This window comes from Butyrivibrio sp. AE3004 (assembly GCF_000703165.1).
Lineage (GTDB): Bacteria > Bacillota > Clostridia > Lachnospirales > Lachnospiraceae > Butyrivibrio.
Map to the genome: position 1 here is coordinate 2,284,398 of NZ_JNLQ01000002.1, position 24,206 is coordinate 2,308,603.

Genomic DNA, 24,206 nt, shown 5'->3' on the forward strand with positions numbered 1-24,206 from the left:
AAGTTTCTGTTGCCGGTACCCTGATCAAATATTGGGGATTTTTGAAAGCTTCTCGTCAAGCTCATCAAAACGGTCAACATCAATATTTCTCTCTGCCAGAAGGTCTCTCATCTTCATCTTTCCAAGAACACCAAGCATCATGTCATCAAAGGTCATCTCAGGACTGAAGGGTTTGATTTCCTTTTTCATAACCGTGATTGTATCAGAGAGTACCTTAAGTGCCTCGGGATTACCGAATATTCTTCTAAGTGAACAATCAAGTGACAGCCACTGCTCTCCGTCATCTGTAATATGTGCCTTGCATGCGGGCTTGGTCAATCCGTTCTCATCAAAATCTCCAAGCACATCTCTTAGCCAGCCTATGCTGTCTGATACCCAGTTCTTTGCTCTTTCGGATATAAGTGTACTCTTTGCCTGAATACTTGTATCTCCTGTTGAAAAGCCATGCGGGCCGTAATCGTAAATGTGGCATTCAAAGGATGTCCCGAATTTATTGAGTGCGCTCATCATATCAAGTGTGTTCTGGATTGGTACAACATTATCGGTTCTGGTTGCAAATAAAAAGCAGGGACAGGTTTTTTCATCAACGGCATCAATTATTGAAGGTCCCTGAGGTGAAATTTCATGTGTGGTATCTTCACGCAAAACAGCATACCCCAGAATTGCTGCTGCAGGGCGATTCTTTGACATGGTAGCTGCTGCTCCCGCAAGATGACCTCCTGCCGAAAAACCGATGACTGCAATCTTGTCAGTTATTACATTCCATTCATCTGCTTTGTCCTTTATATAATCCATAGCCTGATCGTAGTCGTTTAATGGATTGGGCCATACGGAATCTTCCTTCACGGAATATCTGAGAATAAAAGCATCATACCCTGCCTTAAGATAAGGAAACGCAATAGGGTCCGCTTCTCTGTCAGAGCAGAACATATACCCACCACCGGGGATTACAAATACTGCCGGACGTTTTGAAACGCCTCTGAACTCTCCTCCCACATCCTGGATCATAGCGGTTAATGTAACATTTCTTTTTTCATTTAAAGTAATTGTTTCGATTTTCATATTTTTCCTTTCTGATTCAACCTAAGAAATACCGTTTGCATCAAAATCTTTAGGTTCCTGTTTTTATATGTTTTTATATGTTTTTATATGTTCTTATTTATATTTTTAATGTTAACCTATTTTTTCTATCACAATGTTCACGCAGCTGTTTAGCATGTCACCGCTGTACAAGCATTGTAGCAGGAAATATTCTGTTTTCTAAGCGCGCTTCTCAATGTCCTTAAAAAACATCGGAATTGTGCAAAAAAGCGCCGGCATGCTATTTCGACATACCGGCGCGATTCCATACCCAAACCGTTACCATTAGATTTTAAAGGGTTCTGCAGCTCCCTTAAGGGAGCCACAGGAAAGCTTCTTATTTATTCTTTCTTGCATCAAGGTCTGCGTAGATCTTCTCCATCTTCTTAGGTGTAAGGTCATAGAAAAGAACTGAGATACCTGAAAGTGCAATAACTGCTGCAGGGAAGAGGTTTACAAGTGCGTTGATACCAACCTTAACTGCCTCTGTCTGCTCAGCGTTAGGAACATATCCGATAGCTGCAAGAAGAGAAACTGTTACAACACCTGTAACTGCTGTAGCAAGCTTAACTGAGAAGCTTACAAGTGAGAATGTAAGACCAACCTCACGAACACCATACTTCCAATCGCCATACTCGATAGAGTCACACATCATACCGGGTGCAATGTTTCCGTTAGCCATTGTAAGACCAATGATTGCTGAAACACCGATGATGAATGCCATGTTGTTAACAGGAACAAGGAAAAGAAGCACAAGAGCTGCAACCTGTGTAAAGGTTGTGATAAGCATATAGCCCTTCTTTGTAAATGTCTTTGTTCCCCAAGGAAGTGTTGTGTTACCGATAAGCTGACAAATAGTCATTGTTGTGAAGATCGGAGCGATCATCATAGGATTGCCGATTACATAGATTACATAGTATGTAAGCATTGACATACGAGCCATGCATCCCATAGCACCTGAGAAGGTTGAGAACACTGTGATCATGATGTTCTTGTTCTTGAACACATAAGGAAGTGCTTCCTTAATAGGTGTAGGCTTTACGTTTTCCTCTACAGGAACAGCGATTTCTTTACATCTCCAAGCGCAAAGCAGGCAGCAAGGAATAAGTGCAAGTGAGAAAACAACTGTTGTCATGAAATAACCTGTTGCTGTAGGATTCTCACTGTGTCCGAAGAAAAGGATAAGAGGCATTGCAATAGCTGAAAGAACCATGCTGATTGCGCCTGAACCGATACCTCTGCAAGAAGCATAGTCCATACGAACCTGTGAATCTCTTGCAATGAAGTTTACAAGTCCCTGATAAGGGATGCAAAGTGCTGTGTAAGCCATACCTGCACCGATGTAGCAGATCATGCATACAAGAACTTTCATAACACCCTGAAGCGGGAATACTGTAAATGTAAGTATGTTAAATATTGCAAGGAATATAGGTGAGAACATGATGTAAGGACGGAACTTACCAAAACGTGTCTTTGTCTTATCGCAAATAGCTCCCATCATAGGATCGTTGATAGCGTCCCAAACACGTGCCACCAAAAAGATAAGCGATATTGCTGAAGCAGAAAGGCCAACGATATCTGTATAGAAAATTGTCAGGTAAGTGTTGATCATGTACCATGAAAGCTGGCATCCGACCTCACCCATTGCATAAAATCCACCGGTAATCCAGTTTGTTTTTTCTTTTTTCGTGTTGTTTTGAACTGTAATCGTTTCCTTGACTACAGCCTCTTCTGTTGCTGCATGATTTACCATTTGTTTAATTTCCTCCCAATCCGTGGAACCCAAACGTTAATTCCACGTATACCTTCCTAATAATGTATTAAGTTTTGCTTTGTTTCTTTTTTGACTGTTATCTAACCCCTTAGACCAGCCGGGTACGTGCACGTTTGTTATGTATATACTTTAGCTTTTATACAGTCTCATCTCTCGTTTATCATTCCATGATTTCTTACATTTGTTTCGTATTTTTCGTAAAACAGAAAGAGCCATGCAACAAATGATAATGTTTGTTGCACGACTCTTTATAAAGTCAGTATTTATGCGGTTTTAAAGTTTTACATGAATGGCTGTTTTTTATCAAAATCCCCCTGCTTAGCCCTAATAAAAGGCGATTCTGATCACTCCATGGAAAAGATATGTATAAGGCATACTTCGTGTGGTTCAAGGCTTGCTTTTAAGGATATTGAATTATCGGGTTTTTCAAGCTCCGCACGCTCAAGTGTAAGCTTTGGTACACTCATGGCCTCAAGATATTTCACATCATTTCTGGTAAGTCTTGTTTCATACTGGAATTTCTCCCATTCATCAAGGATACTTCCGTGTTGTCTGTTCAGGATGCGTCGCTTGATATACCAGGTTCCGTTACCATTTAAATGTTTAATAGTAACCGACAGATCCAGCATCGAGCCGCCTGAATAGGTACCTGCCTTCATTTTATCAAGGGGCACTTCTTCAGGCCCTAAATAATAACCTGCAGAAAACCATGAATCATTGAAAAGAAGAAGTCTTATGCTTCCGTTCTCTTTCTTTGAGAGAATATAGTGTTCTCCGTGTGATAATAGTTTATGTCCGAGGGAATTCATAAATGCCAGTGAATAATATGCCGGCTTTCTTATTCTGTCCTTGGAAACAATTCCTATACTTCCGTTAAGAAGTCCCGTAGAATCCATGTAATTGCTTATCCAGTCCGTGGAACACATAAGCGCTAAAGAATCTACCTGTCCGATAAGTTTCTCAGCTCTCGAAGTAATATATGAAGCTCTGAAGCAGCTGTCATTTAAATAATTTCTGTTTGAAATAGAGATGTTCCACTCAGTTATATAGAGCTCTGTATCAGAAATCCCCGCCTGTTCCATAAGCTCTCTCATCTGGCGGACCTGCCTTACTTCATTATCGGGATCCTTGCTTATGCGCTTATCCGGGTTTCCGTCTTTATCAACTGTATTTTCATAAGGAAACAGAATAAACGATGCAAAATCGGGCTTTTCATCCTTCTCTGCCAGCCTCGTATACAATGAAAGAAGCTTTTCCCAGTCATACTCAACAACTCCGCCAAAACCTCCAAGCTTTGCTTCCGGAATTTTTCTTTTCAGAGTCATATATAAAAAGTCATATGCCTCCTCAACAGAAAAAGGATCACCGTCCCAGTACTTCGCTTCATTCTCCGGCAAGATGGGGATAAAGGAAAGTTCGAATTGCCATTTTGATACTTCCTTTAATCCGTAGCGGTCAACAATATGATTAAAAAACTCTGTTACTGCAGATTCCCAGGCTTTTTTTGAAGCAAAGGGAATATAATCAATCTGATTATATATATCACCTGTTGACGTGGCAGCCATGTCGGGTTTTCTGCCAAGTCCCAGAAAAACCTTAATATGATTTCTTACAAGAAAATCAAGGGAAATGTCCACCATGTTGAAATTGCAGGCATTCCTGCCACTGCCATCGGTGATCATAAGTTTTGTGGAAAAAAGGTTCCATATACGCGCCATGCCAAAATGGAGCTTATCATAAAGGTACTGGGTATGGTACTGCATATTGGCACTCATAAGATCGCTGACGCTTCCTATGTTAAGGATGTGGTTCCATATTTTCTTATAATCCTCACCCAGGTTCTCATCAAGGTCGGTGACTATCTCGCCGGTAATACCTGTGTTACCGTGAATTGCTGAGTTATTCTCAAGCTTTTTCTTAATCTGTCTGTCAATAAGTCCTTTTTCTTCAGCCTCTTTTTTTGCATCCTCACTGTGAAGCTCCCTATACTGCGAGGGGGACATATTCATTTCCTTACGAAAAGCCCTGTTAAAGGAAGTCGAATTCGTAAAGCCGCAGGAAAGAGCAATCTGGGTCATATTCTGATCAGAGGTTGAAAGAAGAAGGAGTGACTGCTGCAGACGCAGCTTTGTAACATAATCCGCAAAGTATACACCGGTATTTTTCTTGAATATTCTGGACAAGGTCGACGCAGAGACATACATACTCTCAGCCAGCTCCGTAAGGTTTACCTCCTGGTCCAGGTTCCCGATGATATATTGCATCATCTGCTGCATTCGCACATCATTGTCCGGATTTCCCTGTGCTTCATTTAAGTTTTTCGTCTGATAATTTTCAATAAGAGTATCAAGAATCAGATAAAGGTTACTGTCTATACGGCAGTCTGACTGATGTGAGCCATACAGGTACTCTTCCGTCATATGATAAAAGATATTCCTCAGGTCCTCATATGATCTGCTCTTATCCGCAACGGAATTACAGTAAAAGAGTACGCTTTTACCCTTCATCACAGAGCCAATCATCTTCATGGAATAAAGAGCGCAGCCGATGATAGAGTCCCCGGTATCGCTGTAGCTATACTCCACTCCAGGATTGATCATCACAATATCGCCTTCGCTTAGTACAAAATTGTCTTCCAAAACATTGACGGTTATACTGCCCTCTAATACAAAAATCAGAGTAAGGCTCATGATCATGTGCTTTTCATCATTTTTAGGTCTTATAATCTCATAAGAACATGTATCAAAATTCATATAGTTCCTCATATATAAAAAAATTATGGTAGACTTTTATTTTAACACATTAATTCACAAAAAGCGCTCCGGTAAAGATTAACCTTACCGAAGCGCTGTATTTTCATGTTTTATGTGGTCAAAAGTCATAGTGCTTATCATAAAAGCATTAGCGCATTATGGCTTTCCCGATGTCATCATACAATAAGAAGTCTTCTCTCATTTACATGATGACCGAACTCAGGCATATAAACCATTGGCTCTTTATCAGGATCAAGGCCGTCCTGAATGATTGGCGGCATATAGGATGAAGTCCAGCAGAAGCCATACTTCAGATCATGATAGCCCTGTGAAAGTCCGCCCTCTTTCTTTACCTTTAAAACAGCGGGAACTGTGGTTGCCCAATGAGTGTGGAAGTCTGATGCCATCTCCTCATTTGTGAAATCCTCACCCTTAATATTCCAGATGATATCTTCTTTTTCAATTCTTTCTCCATCCACAAAAAGTGTTCCGGGACGAAGCTGTGAAAGAAAAATTCCTCTGTAGTAAGGAAGTTTAACTTTGAACTGGAAGCCTGTTACGTTACCGTCGGCATCCTTTATATTTCTGAATCCAACTGACTGGATTGTCTGTTTTTCCATTATTTCTCACCTCTATTTTTTCATCTGTAAACGAATGTTTTTATCTGTCTGTTAATCATAGCTTCTTTTTATTTAGTTTATGACAGATTTCTCAATAATTTTAATCTCCGAGGAGATTCTTAAGCAAAATGTGATGTTTTCTAAGTGTCTGACCTACTTCATAACCTTCATCATACTTGTCTGCACCCTCATATTCACTAAGGAGGTATCCATCATAGCCGTTATCCTGAAGAACCTTTATAACTTCACGATAAGGAATTGTTGTCTCCTCAAAATCATCACTCATGTTTATGAACTTTGCATGACAGCAATAAACATAAGGAAGAAGCGGGATGATATCCTCAGGCTTGTTGGGTGTATAGTTGGGATCTACCCATTCACCGGGCTTAAACTCTGTACGGAATACTGAAAAATCAATGTTAAGCCCAAAGTTCTTAGTGCCTGTTTCCTTGATAAAATCAACAAAATCAGTTACAAGCTTGCCCTTAAGGTTTGAAGGAGTATGAATCTCGGGACACATTTTTATATCAAGCTCCTCTGCAAGAGGAAGTGCACCCTTTATGATTTCTCTCCAGTTTTCAACAGGCTCTAAAAGGTCGTTGATAACAGGCATCTTTGTTCTCATAACATGGAAGCCGAGGCGATGAGCAAGACGGATGTCTCTCTTAAGCATTTCAACAGACTCTTCTGTTGTAAGATCTCTGTCGCCAAGTACGTGACTGTCAATCCAGTTACCGTATTCTGCAGGAACCACTTCATATTTTTCGCAGAGGTGATGCCATTTTTCTACCCATTCATCAGTAGGATATGGATAGTTTTCAATATGTGTGTTTGCAAGAATCTCTATTCCATGAGCTCCCATGTCATAGAGTTCCTCGAAGCAATCTTCAAGTGTTTTATTAAGACCGAACTCTGCTGAGTAGCTGTAAAGAGCAACTCCGCGCTTCGGACCTTTTCTGTTATACTGGTACATTTCTTCTATCCTTTCTTTGGTTAAGGGGCATGCCCTGCATGCCCCTTATGTTGTATTCAATATTATATTTGTTTTTTCCCCTCATCCGGCACTTCGTGCCACCTGTCTCCGCTCCGCTTCGGTCCGCGCAAAGCCGACATCCCCCGGATGTCGTGCTCCCCCTATAAAAAGGGGAAGGCTTTATATTCAGGTTTTATAAATTACTCGGGCTTGTACTCGTCGAAATCATATGTGATTACGCCGAAGTCTGTCTTCTGCTCACGAAGAGCAACTGACTTAGACATCTTCTTGATCTCATCAGCTGTTACGCTGCGGCCAAGTTCATTTGAAAGCATAACACCTTCTGAAAGGAATGCTGTCTGCATTGCGATGTAAGGTGAATCGATTCTTGTCTCGTCTGTAAGATCTCCTCGAAGGTATGAGTACCACTGAAGCTGGTTATCATTGTACATTTCCATTTCAGGATGAAGAGCGAGCTCCTGCATACCTGTGATATCACCGATTGCGCACTCAAGCTTTGTATCGAAGAGACGACCCTTTTCATCAACACCGAAGTACTGAAGTCTGGGCTTCTGAAGGTCTCCGCCACCAACGATTCCGCCGCCTTCCGGAACAGCCATAGGGCCACCTGTCTGGTCAACGTCTGTAAACTTAAGTCCACCGAGAGAACCTGCAATGAAGCTTGTTCCGATCTCATCCATATGGATAGCCCAGTCTTCATATATATCCATTGAAAGACCGTTCTTGAAACGAGCGATTGCAACTGAAAGATCTTCAACAGGTGTGTGGCAGTCTACTGCATCATCAATTCTCTTATCTCTCCAATAATCACAGGTTGTTGTTCCATATACGCTCTCAAGCTCAGGCATGCCCATTACATAGAGCATCTGTGCGATGTGATAGATACCAAGGTCAAAAAGAGGTCCGTGTACGCCTACGTTAGGATCTACGAAATCACGGCTGAAGAAAGGCATATCATAGCCGGGACGTCCCTGACGTCTGTGGCCGACTGATCTGCAGTGGTAAATCTTACCAAGCTTTCCGTCAGCGATCATTTCCTTAGCAATTCTTGTCTGAGGATTGTAGATTGAGCTGATCTGAATAGCGAGCTTCTGACCGTATTTCTTCTGTGCATCATAGAGGATCTTAGCATCTGCATAGCTTGCTGCCATGGGCTTTTCTGAGTAGCAAGGGAAACCTGCTGCCATAACTGCTGTTGCAACAGATGTATGAAGGTTGTTGTGTACACAAACTTCTACTTCATCGATATCGTCTCTCTTGAGCATTTCTCTGAAATCCTGGTAGAGGCAGTCCTCTGAAAGGCCATACTGCTTGCCCCAAGCCATAAGCTTGTCCTTATCGATTTCTGCAGCAGCTACTACGCGAAGATTCTGTCCTCTCTTGTTGAGGTTTTCGATAACTGTCATGTGACGGTGTGAAATCATTCCACAGCCGATAATTGCGATTCTAATTTCCTTAGGTGTGTTCATTTTGTTCTCCTTTTCTTTATGTAAGAATTCCTTGTTTGGGAATTTATTTTAAATTGCTATACCCCTCATCCGTCAGCTTCGCTGACACCTGTCTCCGCTCCGCTTCGGTCCGCGCAAAGCCGACATCCCCCGGATGTCGTGCGCCCCCCAAGGGAGAAGGCTTTTAAATTTTCTCCCAAATGATGGTTTTAATTTTGATTTACCATCCGAAGATCTTGAGGTACTCGCGGCTTCTTCTTGCGCACTCAAGAACGTCTGCATCATAGTGTTCGTCCTGCTCTACAACTACCCACTTTGCATTTGCTTCAAGCGATGCCTCAAGAACGGGCTCCCAGATCATCTGGCCAAAGCCTACAGGTCTGAATCCAAAATATCCTGTATCACCCTCTGATTCCTCTTCTTCAATACCGATGAGCTTGTACATGTTCTTAACTTCACCCTTCTTGATGTAGTCCTTAAGATGTACAACAGGAATTCTGTCTGTGTATTTCTTTACGAACTCAGGTGCCTGTCCTGTAGCTACATCACACCAGCAGGTGTCAAGCTCTGACATAAGATTGTCATGATCAATAGCTTCGAACATTGCATCATAGCCATATCTTCCATCGGGAAGCTTTACGAATTCGAAGTCATGGTTGTGATAAAGGAATGTCATTCCTGCATCATGGATCTTTTTACCAACCTCATTTAAAAGAGGAAGGAACTTTTCAAATCCTTCAGGATTAACAGGTCTGTACTCTTCAGCCATGTAAGGCATTACAAGGTACTGAACGCCGATTTCCTTATAATCAGCTATAACCTTATCAAGGTCATCCATCATATCAGCGAATGCAACGTGTGCACTTACAGGTGTAAGACCAACCTCTTTAAGTGTCTCTCTTATGAAGGATGGCTCAAGACCATAAAGGCCTGCAAGTTCTACTCCGTCATATCCGAACTCTTTAATCTTTGTCATTACGTTCTTGAAGTTCTCAGGTGTGTTCTCAAGAAGATCTCTAAGACCATAAACCTGAATTGCTACAGGAAGCTTATTCATTTTTCATTTCCTCTCTTTTCTTAAAAATATATTCCCAACTATGCCCCATGCATGTGGTGATTATCATGTTATCCGCGCTGCTGTCGCATGCGCTTTTGCATTTCTTATGGTCTTATATTATCGTTTTGGCCTTTGGTCTTCTTTTTCCTGATTTCCAAAAAAGGCACAAATATTGCAATAAAATATTTCACGGACAAAAATCGTGCAATAAATGTAAAACATATATTTCATGACATAATCTTTAAAATAAAGAAAAAGGCACTGCCTCAGTATCCTTAAATACTGAAACAATGCCTTTCTTGCATCACCTTATTATTTCTCAAAGAGGAATTTCTCCGGAAGTTCAACCTTGAAATCCTTCGCAAGATCCCTGAAATTGTCAGGTGTGATAGTCTGAAGCTTGTTAGGTGTGATTGAAAGAACCTTTACCAGAATCTCCGCGGATTTCTCAACTGTGTGCATAAGTCCGAAAGTCAGGTCAAAGTCCTCTCCTGCTGCAAACATTCCGTGATGTGCCCAGATAGCAACATCGTACTGCTCCATAAGCTTTGAGGTTGCAACAGCGATGTCTTTACCGCCGGGAACCATCCAGTCTACAACACCGATACCTGAAGGGAATACAACAGGACACTCTGTAGCCATCTCCCAAAGCTCTCTTGTAAATACCTCATCCTTAAGAGGAAGAACAAAGGTAAGAGCGATTGTGTTGGTCGTATGAGCATGATAAACAACTCTGTATCTTCCGTTTGTCACACGCTTCTTAACCTCAAGATTCATAAGGTGTGAAGGAAGCTCGGAAGTCGGACGCCCTCCATTTACAAAGCCCCACTGAATCTGGTACTTTGTTCCTGTCTCATCAACCTTGATAATGCCGATGGAATCCTCGGGATCTATGATCACATTGCGGAAATATTTACCGCTTCCCGTTACCATAAAATACTCTCCGGCAAGCCTGGGAACCTCGGTTCCGATTTCTGTCCAGGCACCATCCTCATTTAAATATTCAGAAACTGCAGCTACATCCTCATCCTTCATTCTATACGAAAGGTTTCCGCCGTTTCTCTCATGCCAGCCCTGTTCCCAGCCGTCATTAGCCATACGAATGAATCCCTGTACAAATTTTATATCCAATATACTCATGTTATTTATCTCCTCATCTTTAAAAGCAATTTTTTATCTGACTCGTACCAGTCTGTTGTCAATACCATTAGCCAATCATGCTTCGCATTCCTGAACGTCACTTGGCTCATCTATAGCTGTTTATTTATCTTGTTACGATTTCAAGCGGTACATCAAAGATCTTTGCAACCTTGGCAATAGTATCTATATGTCTTCCGATTGCTGCTCCGAAGTGATGTGTAGGACCACACTCGCTCCACTTTGTTACAAATTCGGATGCGGAGCAGGAAAATCTTGTACGCATCATTGTGTCACCGTTTTGAAGGATTTTACCTTCCTCATTAACACCCTCTGCTGCAACAAATTTGAAGTGTCCGTCGCCGTCCTGTGTGATCGCAAGATATGTGATATCACCTGCAGGGGGATAGAACTGTGTCAGATATCCGCCTCCTGTTTTTCCGTGAAATACATCAACAATCTTCATGGTAGGCTTCTTAGCCTTGGAAATATCATAATCTCCGGATCCACTGTGTCCGATAAGTGTTACATCATCGTTGAAGTCAATTGTGTACATCTCAGCAAGCTGGCCTGAACCGGAAATTGTTTTAAGGATACTCATAGCCATAGCTACCTTGATGTCACCTTCTACAGCACAGGCAGTTCCCTGCTTTATAAGCATTGAAAATGCGGGAATCAGAAGGCTGTCAACAACACCTGCCTGTCCTTTCGCATAGCCATCATAGTGTGATGCAACAAAGCCAAGCTTTTCATCCTTAACCCATTTTTCAAAAGCAACAACATACTTAGCCATCTCGTAGACCTTCTCTATTGTGCCGCCGCCTTCAACATCGAAGGTATCAAGAATATCCTGAGCCTTTGCCCTTATAACATCATCATCTGTTACGTCATCAGCAATTGCCCAGATTTTTTCCCAATCGAACTGCTTGGTATAAACATGCATTCTTCTGTACAGGTTGGATTCATCAATATAGAGATCCATCATTCCGGGATAAGGTCTTCCGATCTGTGCAAGATTTGTATCCCTGAAGCGTCTGCGCACCTGTGCGGCGCGGCACCACTCATCAATCTGTTTTGCCACAGCCGGGTCACCGCCCTCTGCAACACCTGTGATAACCGCTGAGCGCTTTCCGTATCTGTTAAGGTCTGCAACCATCTCACCTACTGCACCGCAGGCATATGCTTCACCAAGCCACTCCGCTGTTCCCGCTGTGTCATAATCAAGTGCTTTTAATTTCTGTATATTTACAAGAACTACAGGTACATCCAGATCCTTAACCGCAGGCAGCATATTGTAGGATGTTGCATAAGTCAGAAGCTGCATGAAAACAAGATCAGCATCGGCTGCTCGGAATTTCTCACCTGCTTCCTGTGACTGCTCTTTAGTTGTAACTACTCCGCCATCAATGATTTCCACTGTATCGGGAAAAGATTTTTTAAAATCCTCGAACTGCTTATTAAATTCGGGTACAAGTGAAGGGAACTGTGGAAGATAAGCTCCCAGTGCAATTGAAAATACCCCTACTCTTGCTTTTGTTTCTACTAACATTTATTTACTTCCTCCTTCCGGGTAAAAAACTTCTATTTCAAACGAATCATGTACTGCTTTTCTTGCAGTGGTAAGATTTTCGAGTTTTCCGTCTCTTATAAGCTGAACCATCGCATTGCCTATCGCAGTTGCTTCCGAAGGTCCTGCCAGAACTGTAAGTCCCGTAGCGTCTGCGGTAAGCTGATTTAAATAGCTGTTCTTGCACCCACCACCGATTATATGGATCACTTCGTATTCAATGCCTGTATTTTTGCTTATTTCCTCAGCTGTTTTTTCATAGCATACAGAGAGACTTTTATATATCACAGCTGCAATTTCTCCGGGCGTTTGCGGAATGGGCTGTCCCGAATCCTCGCAAGCTTTCTTTATTTCTATTGTCATATTTTCGGGTGAAAGGAATCTCTCATCATTTGCATTTACTATAGAAGGAAAACTGTCAGCTTCCTTTGCAAGCCTTGCATATTCAGCAAAGCTAAGGGCATCTTTCGCTTCATGTCTTACCTGCTGTATCATCCAGAGTCCCATGATATTTTTCAAATATCTGAATCTGTAATCATAACCGCCCTCATTTGTGAAATTCTTTTCCCTGTCGCAATCTCTTGCGAGAACTTCATTATTCTCAACGCCCATAAGAGACCATGTCCCTGAGCTAATATATAAGCCCTCATTTCCGAGATGCGGCATTGCCATTACAGCCGATGCAGTGTCATGGCTTGCGCACTGCAAAACCTTACAGTCAAATCCGACTTCATTCCTTATGCTGTCCTTAAGCTGTCCGACCTCATTTCCCGGAAGTGACAATTCAAGGAAAATCTCCTTTGGAAGCTTTAATTTCTCTATCAGTTCATAATCCCACTGCTTTGTCGCAGGATTTACAAGCTGCGTCGTTGTGGCATTGGTGTACTCAAAAGCCTTATTTCCCGTCAAAAGGAAATTCAAATAATCAGGTATCATCAAAAAGGTCTTCGCTTTACCAAGAACCTCAGGTCTTTGCAGCCTGTCTGCAGTCAGCTGATAAATTGTATTAAAAATCGCCTTCTGAATTCCGGTTCTTTTATAAAGCTCATCCTCCGGAATAAGCTCATAAACCGCTTTATCAATTCCTTCTGTTCTGTGATCCCTATATCCGTAGGTATCACCGATCAGGTTGTCATTTTCGTCAAGCAGCGCATAATCTACTGCCCACGTATCTATCGCCATTGATTTCGGAATCTTATTAAGCTTCCTGCATTCTTTCATTCCGTTTACGATTTCAACAAAAAGCTTATCAGTATCCCAGAGGAGCTTGCCGTCCCTATGCGTCATGCCATTCTCAAAGCGATAGATTTCTTCCATTAAAATCTTCCCATCTTCATATGAAAAGAGCATATGTCTTCCGCTTGAAGCTCCAATATCAACGGCTAAATAATACTCGCCCATAATTACCCTCTCTTGTTTGTTACTCATTTGACTATTTTGCAAGCTTTTCTTGTATGTCATTTTCAGTTGCATGCAGGAGTCATTTGCTTGTACAAATTATATTTTTAAAGGGCACAAGACATAAGGTCCCCATGGAACAAAAAATAGGACTTTATTTGCAGGTCCTCAAAAACTATAATTAAGGTATGGATAAACAGATTTTAGAGCAGCTGCGTCAGCTGACAGATGAAGAAAAAGAGATTCTAAGCGGTCTTGATATCGACCGGAGCCGCTACGGACACGGACAGAATTTTGTCATAGACAGCGACCTTTTATTAAAAAAAGGACGTCTTATTGAGATACGTCCTCATACACGCTTTGTACATTTTCCAAAGCACAGTCATAATTATGTCGAAATGGTCTACATGGTTTCCGGAAAGACCCACCATATACTGAATGAAAAGGATGAACTCACCTTAAATCAGGGAGAGCTTTTATTCTTAAACCAGAATGCGACTCAGGAAATCCTTCCCGCAGGTGAAAATGACATTGCAGTTAATTTTATTCTGTTACCGGAGTTTTTTGATGAAGCCCTGCATATGATTCCGGAGGGCGATCTTTTAAGGGACTTCCTCATTTCAACACTCTCTCCCGAATCCTCTTTCCTTACCTATCTGCACTTCCCTGCTGCAGACATACTTCCGGTGCAGAACCTTATGGAAAACATGATCTACACTCTTTTGTACCAGGAATCAGAAACAGTTATAAATACCATAAACAGAACTACAATGGGACTTCTTTTACAGACCCTATCGGTGTATGCGGGTCTGGTAAACCAGGGTACCCCTTCACAGTATGAGCAGAACCTTCTTCTTACGGTACTCAAATATATTGACTCACACTACAAGCACGGAAGTCTTGAGGCTATCTCTGAACAGACAAAACAGCCTGCTTACTATATAAGCAGACTGCTGAAAAAACATACGGGTAAAAATTTCAAAGAGCAGCTTCTTGCAAGGCGGCTTCAACAGGCTGCATATCTTCTAAGCCATACCACACTTACTATAGAAGATATCTACACCTATATAGGCTACGACAACAGCAGCTATTTTTACCGCAAGTTCAAGGAGCTGTATGGTATGTCCCCACGAGACTACAGAATAGGGCAGCCACACTAAGTGGCTGCCCCATTTTTTTAATGCTTACAGGAAGTTGCCTTATGGCAGTTCCCTGACATTGGGCACCCGATACAACGGGTCCCTTTTTTCTTTTCTTTGTAAATATATCTGATTGCCAATCCAACCATCAATACAATTGCTGCTATAGCTATAAAATTTGCCATAACCTTTTTTACCTCTAAAATCAATCAAGCTTATATTCGAGTACCATTGCTTTCTGGTTTCTCTTTATAAGATATATTATAACACCTGCAAATACTGCTATGGCAATAAGTCCGTAAACAAAACCTGTTCCAAGGCTGCCTGTTGTTATAAATGTACCGATCTGATATACAAGGAATCCTACAGTAAAGCCTGTTGCAAGCTGAAGTGCAATTGCTCCCCACAACCATTTTGCAGACTTCATCTCAGAGTTCATAGCTCCAAGAGCTGCGAAGCACGGAGGTGTATACAGATTGAACATAAGGTATGCAAGTGCTGCTACCTTTGTGATACCCATAACGGCTGCTACTGCATTTCCCTCACCGATAAGCTCAAGTTCCTCAGTATCAATAAGATTTGAAATCGCAAATACTGTTGCGATAGTTCCTACAACGTTTTCCTTAGCAATGAAACCTGTGATAGCTGCTGCTGCGAGCTGCCAGCTTGCTACTCCTACGATAGGTACAAGGAGATATGCAAACGGTCCTGCTACACCTGCAAGGATTGAAGTATTTTCCATGCCCTCTTCTACAGGCTGGAAGCTGAAGTTGAAGCTCTGCATGATCTGAACTACTGTGTTACATACAAGGATAATTGTTCCTGCTTTAACAATGTAAGCCTTACCTCTCTCAAGCATAGACTTAACCGCAAACATAAGGCTGGGTACTTTGTACTCGGGAAGCTCAATGATAAAGAAGCTCTTTCTGTACTTCATTCCTGTGATAGCCTTGATAAGAAGTGCTCCGAGAAGGATCAGTAAGATACCTCCCATGTAGCAGATGAAGCTTACCCATCTTGATTCAGGGAAAAATGCGCCTGCAAAAAGTGCGATAACAGGAAGCTTTGCTCCACAAGGCATGAAAGTTGCAAGCATTGCTGTCGAGCGTCTTTCTCTCTCATTTCTGATGGTTCTGCAAGCCATGATAGCGGGAATACCGCAACCTGTACCAATGATCATAGGGATAACGGATTTTCCTGAAAGACCTACTCTCTTGAATATAGGATCAAGTACAACCGTTGCTCTTGACATGTATCCGCAATCCTCAAGAAGTGCAATAAGGAAATACATTACCATAACCAGAGGAAGGAATCCCACAACTGCTCCTACACCGCCGATGATACCGTCAACCAGAAGCGCATAGAGAAGAGGATTTGCATCTGCCATCGCCTCTCCTACCATCTCCTTGAAAGAGTCAATCCAACCAGCAAGGATATCAGCGATCCATGTACCTACAGTTGTCTGTGAAATATAGAATACAAGCCACATGATAGCTGCAAAGATCACTATTCCAAGTATCGGATGAGTCACAATATTATCAATTGTATCTCCAAAGTTTTTGTCCTTTGTAAGAACTTTTCTGTTCTCTACAGAGCTTACAATTTTATTAACAAATTCAAATCTCTTTCTGTCAGCAGCTTCAACCGCAGCCTTGTCGTGGATATCAATGTCACCCTGTACATAGGGCTCACTCTGTTCCTTACCCTCAAGCTCTGCTGCTGCTTTTACAACTTCCTTAAGCCCTGTTTCTGAAGTAGCTACTGTTTTAATAACAGGACATCCAAGCTTTTCAGATAAAAGCTTTTCATCAATGCTGTTGCCCTTCTTGTCATTTGCATCGGTTTTGTTAAGCGCAACAACAACCGGAACCCCCAATTCCAGAAGCTGTGTTGTGAAGAAAAGGCTTCTGCTTAAGTTTGTTGCATCAACTATGTTTATGATAGCATCAGGATGCTCGTTTTTAACATAGCCGCTGGTTATACTCTCCTCAGATGTAAATGGCGACATTGAGTAAGCACCGGGAAGATCTACTGCAATCAGCTCCTTATTACCATCATAGTATTTCTTCTTGATAACACTCTCTTTCTTGTCTACTGTAACACCAGCCCAGTTACCGATCTTTTCGCTTCTTCCTGTCAAAGCGTTGTACATGGTCGTTTTACCGCTGTTGGGGTTACCTGCCATTGCGATTCTCATATCTTTCCTCCTATAAAATCTCTATAATTTAAAACAATTTTTTGTTCTAAATCCACATCAGATATTGATAGCTGATGCTAACTCAGGATCAATATTATATCTTGCATCCTTTATAGCAACTACCAGATTTCTCTTCTTGTCCACTACAGTAATCCTCTCTCCGCTGTAGCATCCAAGGGAAAACAGGAAGCTCTCCATTTCCTCATCTCCACCGGTATTTACGGAGTCTATCGTATATTCTTTTCCAAGCTCTGCTTCATTAAGTGTCATAAAACCTCCAAAACAGCTGCAGCAGCTGTATAATAAAATCTTTGCATCTATCAGGTTAGATGCGTATAACTTAAGTTAGCTGTATATAATTGTCGTTAGCCTACTGCTACTCATGTTTGCACACGCTAACTGTAATCATAGAATATTCTTATTAAGAATAATTGTCAATAAGAAAAGTGACTAAATTTACATATATTAAAGAAAGAATATTTGTTAGCTTAAACAAACTAAGTGCTCTGCTCAAACAAAATTTACTAAGCTCGAAAATACCTCGCTAAGTGCTCTGCTCAAACAATATCCACTAGACTCGATAAAACCTTGCCAAGTGGATCTGTATGGCTCGCACTAAGCTCGAAAATACCTCGCTAAGTGCTCTGCTCAAAAAAAATGCCGCACTGGCAAGATGCGGCATTTTCAGGTAGGAGATTTCTTATGACTATGTATGTCATATGTGTTAGTTTCTGCTAACAAGGTTATGTTAGCATTAGCTAACCTTACTGTCAACACATTTTTTATATTTTTTTTATAATTATCTTAACACCGGATAATTATCCCTGTTTTTGAATTGAGTAACTCTTGAAAAAGTGATGCATTTCGTAAACAATTGACAAAATTTACTTTTGCGCCATTAAACCAACAAATATGGTACTATTATTATATGCAGGATTCTTCAACGCACCTTTATCTTTATGTTAAAGACTCCTGCATAAAAAAATATGAATTGAGTGAAAAATATGAAAACCTATCGTTCTCAGATAATTAAGCTGACAATTCCGATTGTCCTTCAGAATATATTAAGTGTTGCAGTTAACTCGGCCGATGTAATCATGCTGAATTATGTGGGGCAGAGCCATATATCCGCAGTCTCTCTTGCTGCGCAGTATGCCTCTATCCTGTTTATGGTATTCTACGGACTTGGCACAGGCGCTATTATGCTCTGTTCACAATATTTCGGGAAAAAGGATATGCGTGCAATTCAGGTAGTTGAAGGCATCGCTCTAAGATATTCACTGATAGTTGCATGTCTTTTTGCAGCTTCGGCACTGTTTATTCCTAAGCAGATGATGCGCGTTTTTACGCCTGAGCCCGAGCTCATAAGTATCGGAGCTTCCTACCTTCAATATATCAGTGTCGCCTATATCTGTTGGGGAATAATAGAAATTTATCTCTCCACATTGCGGAGTGTCGGACAAGTATCAATCTGTACCATTTTGAATACCTTTGCATTTTCACTGAACATTCTGCTGAATGCAGTATTTATATTCGGACTTTTCGGAGCACCAAAGCTCGGAGCTTCAGGCGTTGCGCTTGCAACCTCAATATCCAGAGTTGCCGAACTTTTACTATGCGTGCTTGTATCCCTTCGAAGTAAGAGTGTAAAGCTTCGCCTGTCTTATATGTTTATAAATAACAAGCTGTTGCACAGAGATTTCATAAAAATGGCTATTCCTGCAATGATGAACGATGTGTCCTGGGGTCTTGCCTTTTCCATGTATTCAGTCATCATTGGACAATTCCTGGGTTCTGATGTTGTGGCAGCAAATTCCTTCACATCACTTGCAAGGAACATAGGAACCATTTTATCCTTCGGAGTAGCAAGTGCGGGCGGAATCCTTCTTGGTCAGATAATCGGTGAAAACAGACTTGAAGACGCAAAAAAAGCAGCAAGCGTCTTAATAAAAATGACTGTCTTATTCGGGGCAATAGGTGGGCTCATAATACTGCTCCTTATTCCTGTTTTCCTTAGCTTTGCAAATCTTACGGAAGCAGGCCGTCACTATCTTAAGATCATGCTGCTCATAAATACTTATTATGTTATGGGAGCTGCCGTAAACACAACTCTTATTGCAGGTGTTTTCCGCGCCGGAGGTGACAGCAGGTGGGGCTTTATCTGCGATACCATAGACATGTGGGTCTATGCCGTACCCCTTGGTTTCATCTCAGCTGCCGTTTTAAAGCTTCCTCCGATGTGGGTATACTTTTTGCTGTGCACCGACGAATTTGTAAAATGGCCCTGGGTCATCAGCCATTACAGAAGCAGAAAATGGCTTAAAAATATCACCAGGGACAATTTGTTTCAAGAATAATATTAACTTGAATTTCGCACAACAAAGAAGGGCTGAGATTACAGCTATCTGTCCTTCATACCCTCAGACCATATGCTCATTTTCACCGTCAGTTGGCGAAAAAGCATTCATCAGGCTCTTTGTTTTTCTTTATCTCATGCGCGGAGCAAAACTCAAGGATGTTTACAAAAAGCCACTAATGTTCTTAAGACTTTTTTGCAAGTGATTCTGAGCTTTGAATTTTCTTATGCTCACATAACAGATTTCAAGTGCATGCGAGATAATTAGCGAAGAATGAGCGATTTTTTATCTCACATGCACATTCAAAGAAATCTGTGTGAGCATTAGAAAATTCAAGCGACAGAATATCGTAGCTAAAAGTCTTAAGAATATAAGTGGCTTTAAGCAAACACCTTTCAAACATGTTGCTCGCGCATGATAAAATACAAAGAGCCTGATGAATTTCGCCAGATGACGGTTTATCTGAGCATATGGTCTGAGGGTAATGATGGCAGATAGTTACAATCTCAGCCCTGTTTTCACTGTGCGAAATTCAAGAAATATTTACATATCACCGTAGTATAAGTCATCCAGTTCGCCGTGATAGTACTCTGCCCAGCTGTACTGGTTCATGAAGTCGCCTGTGTATTTGTATTTTGATTCTTCCATGTTTTCAAGCCAGTCATAGAGGTCACACTCTATCTTGTCCTTGGCTATTGCCATGCTGCCGCGCTGCTTTAGGATTATGCCCTCCAGCTTAAGCTTTTTAAAGGTATTCTGGAGGTCCTGCCTTAAATTACAAAGATAAGATAACTTCTTATCCGGGTCGCCGTCATCCTCCCACAGGGAGGCAATTATCTCACCATTTGTAGTCTGTGCGCCTCTGTTACTCACAAGAAGTGCCACTATTTCCTTGGTTCTCTTATACTTGAATTCTACAGGCTCACCGTCCACAAACAGTTCAAAATTGCCAAAGGTCTGGGCAAAGACTCTCTTGTATTTCTTCCGAAGCTCCGGGTATCTAAGCACCGAAAGCTCATTTTTAACTTCATCTGAAGATCCCGGCTTTTTAATAAATCCACTGGCATGTATTTTCATGGCATCGAAAGCTCTGTCTGTATGCTCGGAAAGATAAATAATATTGATAAAAGGATTAAGCTCCACAAGATATCGCCCAAGATCTATCCCGTCAAGCTCAGGAATATCCACATCAAGAATAGCAACATCCATCTCCTCTTCACGGGCCTTTGACAGTGCCGAAAGAGAGCTGTCATAGAAAAAACAATTAGAATCAGGTGACACCTTCTCAAGATACTTCTTAATCTTGTTTAAGGATGCCTTGTTGGCATCGACTGCAAGTATATTCACTTCCCCCTCCACTTCCGGAAAATTATTTTTTTTGCAACTGTTTGTTTATGATATTTAAAGATACATATCCGTTTAGTTACTCTTATATTTCTCATCTATATTACTTAGATGAAATAACTGATCACAGCGAGGTAACCGATTTAACGCTCTGATTTTTTCTCTGCTCGGCTGTCATATTAAGAGGATCAGGTTCTCCGATAACCAGAGTCTCACCATCACTAAGCGCAGCCTCGTGCAATGGTCCGGCATTCATATCCGACAGAACCAGCGCTGCAAATCTGTCATAATTGTCATCATCAATAACAGGAAAATGATATTTCATGCGATACCAGTGCTGGGGATCATACCCTGCTTTTCCTATATAAAGTCTGTCTGCGGTATCGGCAACGTCATCCACATCGGCTTTATCACCGGTCTTAAGCCCTGTATCTTCGCAAAACAGTATCCCGTATGCCTTAAGAATCCTGTCTCTTACAGTTTCATCCGTCCCGGTGCTGTTTTTTCTGCCGGTAAGGGTGTCCATAGCTTTATAGAAATAGTCCTTGGCTTCATCGCTCTCATCAAAATGAACAATAGCCTCAAATAAGTCTTTTTCACTTATGCCTTCTGCAATAGCCATATATTTTACTCCTTTCCGCTCGTTATAATACAGTATATCAAATATCATGGAAGAATATTCATAAAAACTTTTTTATCGACAGCTTATCAACACTGAAACAGAAAACAGGGCGGTATTTAGGTACCGCCCTGAGAATGTATTTTCAAAATACTAATGAAATATTACTTGAAGAAATCGAGGTCTTCTTTAAGAGAATCAGCAAGTTTGAGAAGTTCTTCAGAGGTCTCCGCCAATCTTGCGGTCTCACTGTTAAGCTGCGTCATGGAAACAGAGGTTGTCTCTGCTGATGCAGCATTTTCTTCGGAGATGGCTGAAAGGTTTGTCATAAGATCTACAACTACTTCTCCTGAGCTGTCGCAGGACTGTGCCTCACCAAGAACTTCCACAACAGATGCCTTAGTGAAGTCAATGCCGTTACTTACACTTACAAATATATTACTGGTGTCATCGATGCTGCTCTTCTGATTGTGAATAAGTTCGGTTACTTCATTTATGGTCTGAACAGTCTTATTTGATTCCATTGAAAGATTATGGATAATGTCCTCAATAATCTTCGTTGACTGGTTTGTCTGATCTGCCAGACTTGAGATTTCACTTGCAACTACCGCAAATCCCTTTCCTGCGTCTCCTGCTCTTGCGGCTTCTATACTTGCATTTAGTGATAGGAGATTTATCTGGGCAGCAACTGAAGCTATGAGTGTTACAGCCTCCTGAATCTTCCCTACGGATTCATCAGTTTTGTGTACCTGATTAACAATTCCCGCAAATGCCTCCGTTGTAGAATCGCTGGACTTGGTAAGGTTAGTCATATTTTCGTTTGCTTCCTTACCACTTACGCTCATATTATCGGACTTATCTGACAATGTCGAAACGCTGTCCAAAATCTGCTGTATATTGGTTCTGATATCCACAACTTTCTGTGACGAAGTCTCTATATCTCTTGCCTGCTCTCCCGCACCCTTTGAAATTTCATGAATGGTTTCACTTATTTCACCGGCTACCTGCTTGGTCTTTATTGCGCTTTCCTCCAGATCAAGTCCTGTCTTTGCCAATATATCACTCATATTCTTGGCAGCATCAATTGTTCCCTCCAATGTATCAAGGAAGCTGTTAAGACTGGCTGCAAATTCTGCGAATTCGTCATGTCCCGACTCATCTGCTCTTGTGGAAATCTTACCGGAAGCAATTTCTACAATAGCAGACTGGAAGGAATTAACGCTTCTATTAATTCCCAGGCTGACACGGGCAAGTATAAATCCTAGAACAATAATACTTGCTATAAGTACAATCAATATGATGATGGTTACGCTTGTTTTGACAGCATCCATATTGGCTACAGCATCACTTTGAACGGATGCGCAAAGGTCACTTAATGCAGTGCTGATCACTATATTATCAGCTTTTATGGAAAGTGTCTTCTCATCTGTTGTCTTAAGTTCATCAAACAGGGCTTTCTTTGAATTAAGGAATGCCAGTGAACTTTCTGCAAGAGATGGATCTGTAGTGTATTTTGGTATATTCTCCCCCATCTCAGCTATAAGAGCTTCTATCTCTGTCAGATTCGATGAAACATCTTTACCCTCAACCACCAATTTACTGTAGGACGCAACAAGACTGTCAAGTTCTTCAAGCTTTGAAGCAAAACCGTAAACTCCCGAAATCGCTCCACCGTATTTATATGTGATGCCCGGTGTTATTATTGAAGGATCGATATAAAGCTCATATTCCAGGTCCGGATATTTTTCCATATCATAATCTATGACTGACAGCGTAGTTGATACTTCTTCCCAGGTCTCATTTGCTTCGTCAAATTTACCTGTTACTTTTATAGCTTTATCACCACCAAAGTCAACAATTTCTGCTGCCTCAAGACCATCTCCGGCCATTTCTTTCATCTCAGCCTGCGATAAGTCGATCAAAACAGAATCCGCCCCGTTCTTGAGTTTAATATTCTTGATATAATAATCACCCTTATATGTAAAGGTTCCGCCTACACGGAAAATCAGACTGTTACGTTTTCCTGCTTCCGGCAAAGCATAATCGTAAAGCATTTTTGTATATTCTTTGCCATCAACTTTTACAGAGGATCCTCCTTCTCCAAAAATACTGTCAATCCAGTGTATTTCAATCCAATCATTGTTATTTACAAGACTGGTAAAGCTTTCTGAAAGTTCACTGCTTGAATCCACATAATCCTTATATTTTCCGATAGACGGCGAATATCCTCTGCTGTTATGGATTTCCTGCAGCTCCTTGAAATTGGATTTACTCTTATCCAAATTGCTCACAATGGAAGCTACCGAAGCATCGTATTCCGCCCCGGCTATTGTCTCCAGTTTTTTGGCTTCTGCCTCCATTTCATCAATATTTGTAAGTGTGGCATTTAAATAATTCTCATCCACATAATACTGATAAAGTGCATCATTTGCCAGGTTCTTCTCCTGGAGAACATTGATTTCTTCCACCATGGATACAATTTCACTGTTTTTGGCATTTCTGTTTATGGATACCACTCCGACAATACCGATAACAAGTGCTGCCGTAATACCAAGAATACCCATAACAAGTATTTTGCCTTTTACTGACTGAATGAAATTACCCTTACTGATTGTTGTTTGCTCTTTACTCATAGTTTAATTACCTCTCATAAGAAAAATAGGCATAATGTACTAATTAATTGTATGCTATTAATCTTGAATTAAACAATGTTCTTACACTC

The 24,206-nt window shown here is 41.2% G+C and carries 18 protein-coding genes; 2 read left to right on the forward strand and 16 right to left on the reverse strand.

Features of this window, described 5'->3' with window-relative positions:
- Positions 1-24: 24 nt before the first annotated feature.
- The 10 genes from BV60_RS0112895 to rhaB all read right to left on the reverse strand — a co-directional run bounded on the left by BV60_RS0112895 (position 25) and on the right by rhaB (position 13,831).
- Positions 25-1,062, reverse strand: a complete 1,038-nt coding sequence (locus BV60_RS0112895; RefSeq protein WP_051656714.1) for an alpha/beta hydrolase — start codon at positions 1,060-1,062, stop codon at positions 25-27.
- Between the two features lie 355 nt (positions 1,063-1,417).
- Positions 1,418-2,833: an MFS transporter gene (locus tag BV60_RS0112900; RefSeq protein WP_081846680.1), complete on the reverse strand. Its 1,416-nt coding sequence runs from the start codon at positions 2,831-2,833 to the stop codon at positions 1,418-1,420.
- Positions 2,834-3,198: 365 nt separating this feature from the next.
- The gene (locus tag BV60_RS0112905) at positions 3,199-5,607 is read right to left on the reverse strand and encodes a GH39 family glycosyl hydrolase (protein ID WP_029322386.1); all 2,409 of its coding nucleotides are present in this window, start codon (positions 5,605-5,607) and stop codon (positions 3,199-3,201) included.
- A gap of 176 nt (positions 5,608-5,783) precedes the next feature.
- Positions 5,784-6,227 carry a C-glycoside deglycosidase beta subunit domain-containing protein gene (locus BV60_RS0112910; RefSeq protein ID WP_051656715.1) on the reverse strand — a complete coding sequence of 148 codons (444 nt, stop codon included), beginning with the start codon at positions 6,225-6,227 and terminating at the stop codon, positions 5,784-5,786.
- Between the two features lie 100 nt (positions 6,228-6,327).
- A complete protein-coding gene (locus tag BV60_RS0112915) occupies positions 6,328-7,200 on the reverse strand; it encodes a sugar phosphate isomerase/epimerase family protein (RefSeq protein ID WP_029322390.1) in 873 nt (290 codons plus the stop codon).
- A gap of 200 nt (positions 7,201-7,400) precedes the next feature.
- Positions 7,401-8,690, reverse strand: a complete 1,290-nt coding sequence (locus tag BV60_RS0112920) for a Gfo/Idh/MocA family protein (protein WP_029322392.1) — start codon at positions 8,688-8,690, stop codon at positions 7,401-7,403.
- A 199-nt stretch (positions 8,691-8,889) separates the two neighbouring features.
- Entirely contained in the window at positions 8,890-9,726 is an 837-nt protein-coding gene (locus tag BV60_RS0112925; protein ID WP_029322394.1) for a sugar phosphate isomerase/epimerase family protein, read from the reverse strand.
- 312 nt (positions 9,727-10,038) lie between these two features.
- Positions 10,039-10,866 carry a rhamnulose-1-phosphate aldolase gene (rhaD, locus tag BV60_RS0112930; RefSeq protein ID WP_029322396.1) on the reverse strand — a complete coding sequence of 276 codons (828 nt, stop codon included), beginning with the start codon at positions 10,864-10,866 and terminating at the stop codon, positions 10,039-10,041.
- 124 nt (positions 10,867-10,990) lie between these two features.
- A complete protein-coding gene (locus BV60_RS0112935; RefSeq protein WP_029322398.1) occupies positions 10,991-12,412 on the reverse strand; it encodes an arabinose isomerase in 1,422 nt (473 codons plus the stop codon).
- Positions 12,413-13,831, reverse strand: a complete 1,419-nt coding sequence (rhaB, locus tag BV60_RS0112940) for a rhamnulokinase (RefSeq protein WP_029322400.1) — start codon at positions 13,829-13,831, stop codon at positions 12,413-12,415. It abuts the gene before it with no gap.
- Between the two features lie 185 nt (positions 13,832-14,016).
- Between rhaB and BV60_RS0112945 the strand changes: the two genes are divergently transcribed.
- On the forward strand, positions 14,017-14,988 hold the full coding sequence (locus BV60_RS0112945) for an AraC family transcriptional regulator (protein ID WP_029322401.1): 972 nt from the start codon (positions 14,017-14,019) through the stop codon (positions 14,986-14,988).
- 17 nt (positions 14,989-15,005) lie between these two features.
- Here BV60_RS0112945 and BV60_RS24525 read toward each other — a convergent pair whose 3' ends face one another.
- The 3 genes from BV60_RS24525 to BV60_RS0112960 are packed head-to-tail and all read right to left on the reverse strand — an operon-like array spanning position 15,006 to position 17,434.
- Positions 15,006-15,152, reverse strand: a complete 147-nt coding sequence (locus tag BV60_RS24525; protein ID WP_081846682.1) for a FeoB-associated Cys-rich membrane protein — start codon at positions 15,150-15,152, stop codon at positions 15,006-15,008.
- A gap of 20 nt (positions 15,153-15,172) precedes the next feature.
- Positions 15,173-17,164, reverse strand: coding sequence for a ferrous iron transporter B (gene feoB / locus BV60_RS0112955; RefSeq protein ID WP_029322403.1), 1,992 nt, complete (start codon positions 17,162-17,164; stop codon positions 15,173-15,175).
- Between the two features lie 57 nt (positions 17,165-17,221).
- On the reverse strand, positions 17,222-17,434 hold the full coding sequence (locus tag BV60_RS0112960) for a FeoA family protein (RefSeq protein ID WP_029322405.1): 213 nt from the start codon (positions 17,432-17,434) through the stop codon (positions 17,222-17,224).
- Positions 17,435-18,168: 734 nt separating this feature from the next.
- On the opposite strand from BV60_RS0112960, the gene BV60_RS0112965 reads away from it, so the two are divergent.
- Entirely contained in the window at positions 18,169-19,521 is a 1,353-nt protein-coding gene (locus tag BV60_RS0112965; RefSeq protein ID WP_029322407.1) for an MATE family efflux transporter, read from the forward strand.
- A 543-nt stretch (positions 19,522-20,064) separates the two neighbouring features.
- Here the strand turns inward: BV60_RS0112965 and BV60_RS0112970 are convergent.
- The 3 genes from BV60_RS0112970 to BV60_RS0112980 form a co-directional block, all read right to left on the reverse strand.
- The gene (locus BV60_RS0112970) at positions 20,065-20,868 is read right to left on the reverse strand and encodes a response regulator (protein ID WP_029322409.1); all 804 of its coding nucleotides are present in this window, start codon (positions 20,866-20,868) and stop codon (positions 20,065-20,067) included.
- A 121-nt stretch (positions 20,869-20,989) separates the two neighbouring features.
- Positions 20,990-21,487, reverse strand: a complete 498-nt coding sequence (locus BV60_RS0112975; RefSeq protein ID WP_029322410.1) for a hypothetical protein — start codon at positions 21,485-21,487, stop codon at positions 20,990-20,992.
- A 161-nt stretch (positions 21,488-21,648) separates the two neighbouring features.
- Entirely contained in the window at positions 21,649-24,117 is a 2,469-nt protein-coding gene (locus BV60_RS0112980; RefSeq protein ID WP_029322412.1) for a methyl-accepting chemotaxis protein, read from the reverse strand.
- Positions 24,118-24,206 lie beyond the last annotated feature (89 nt).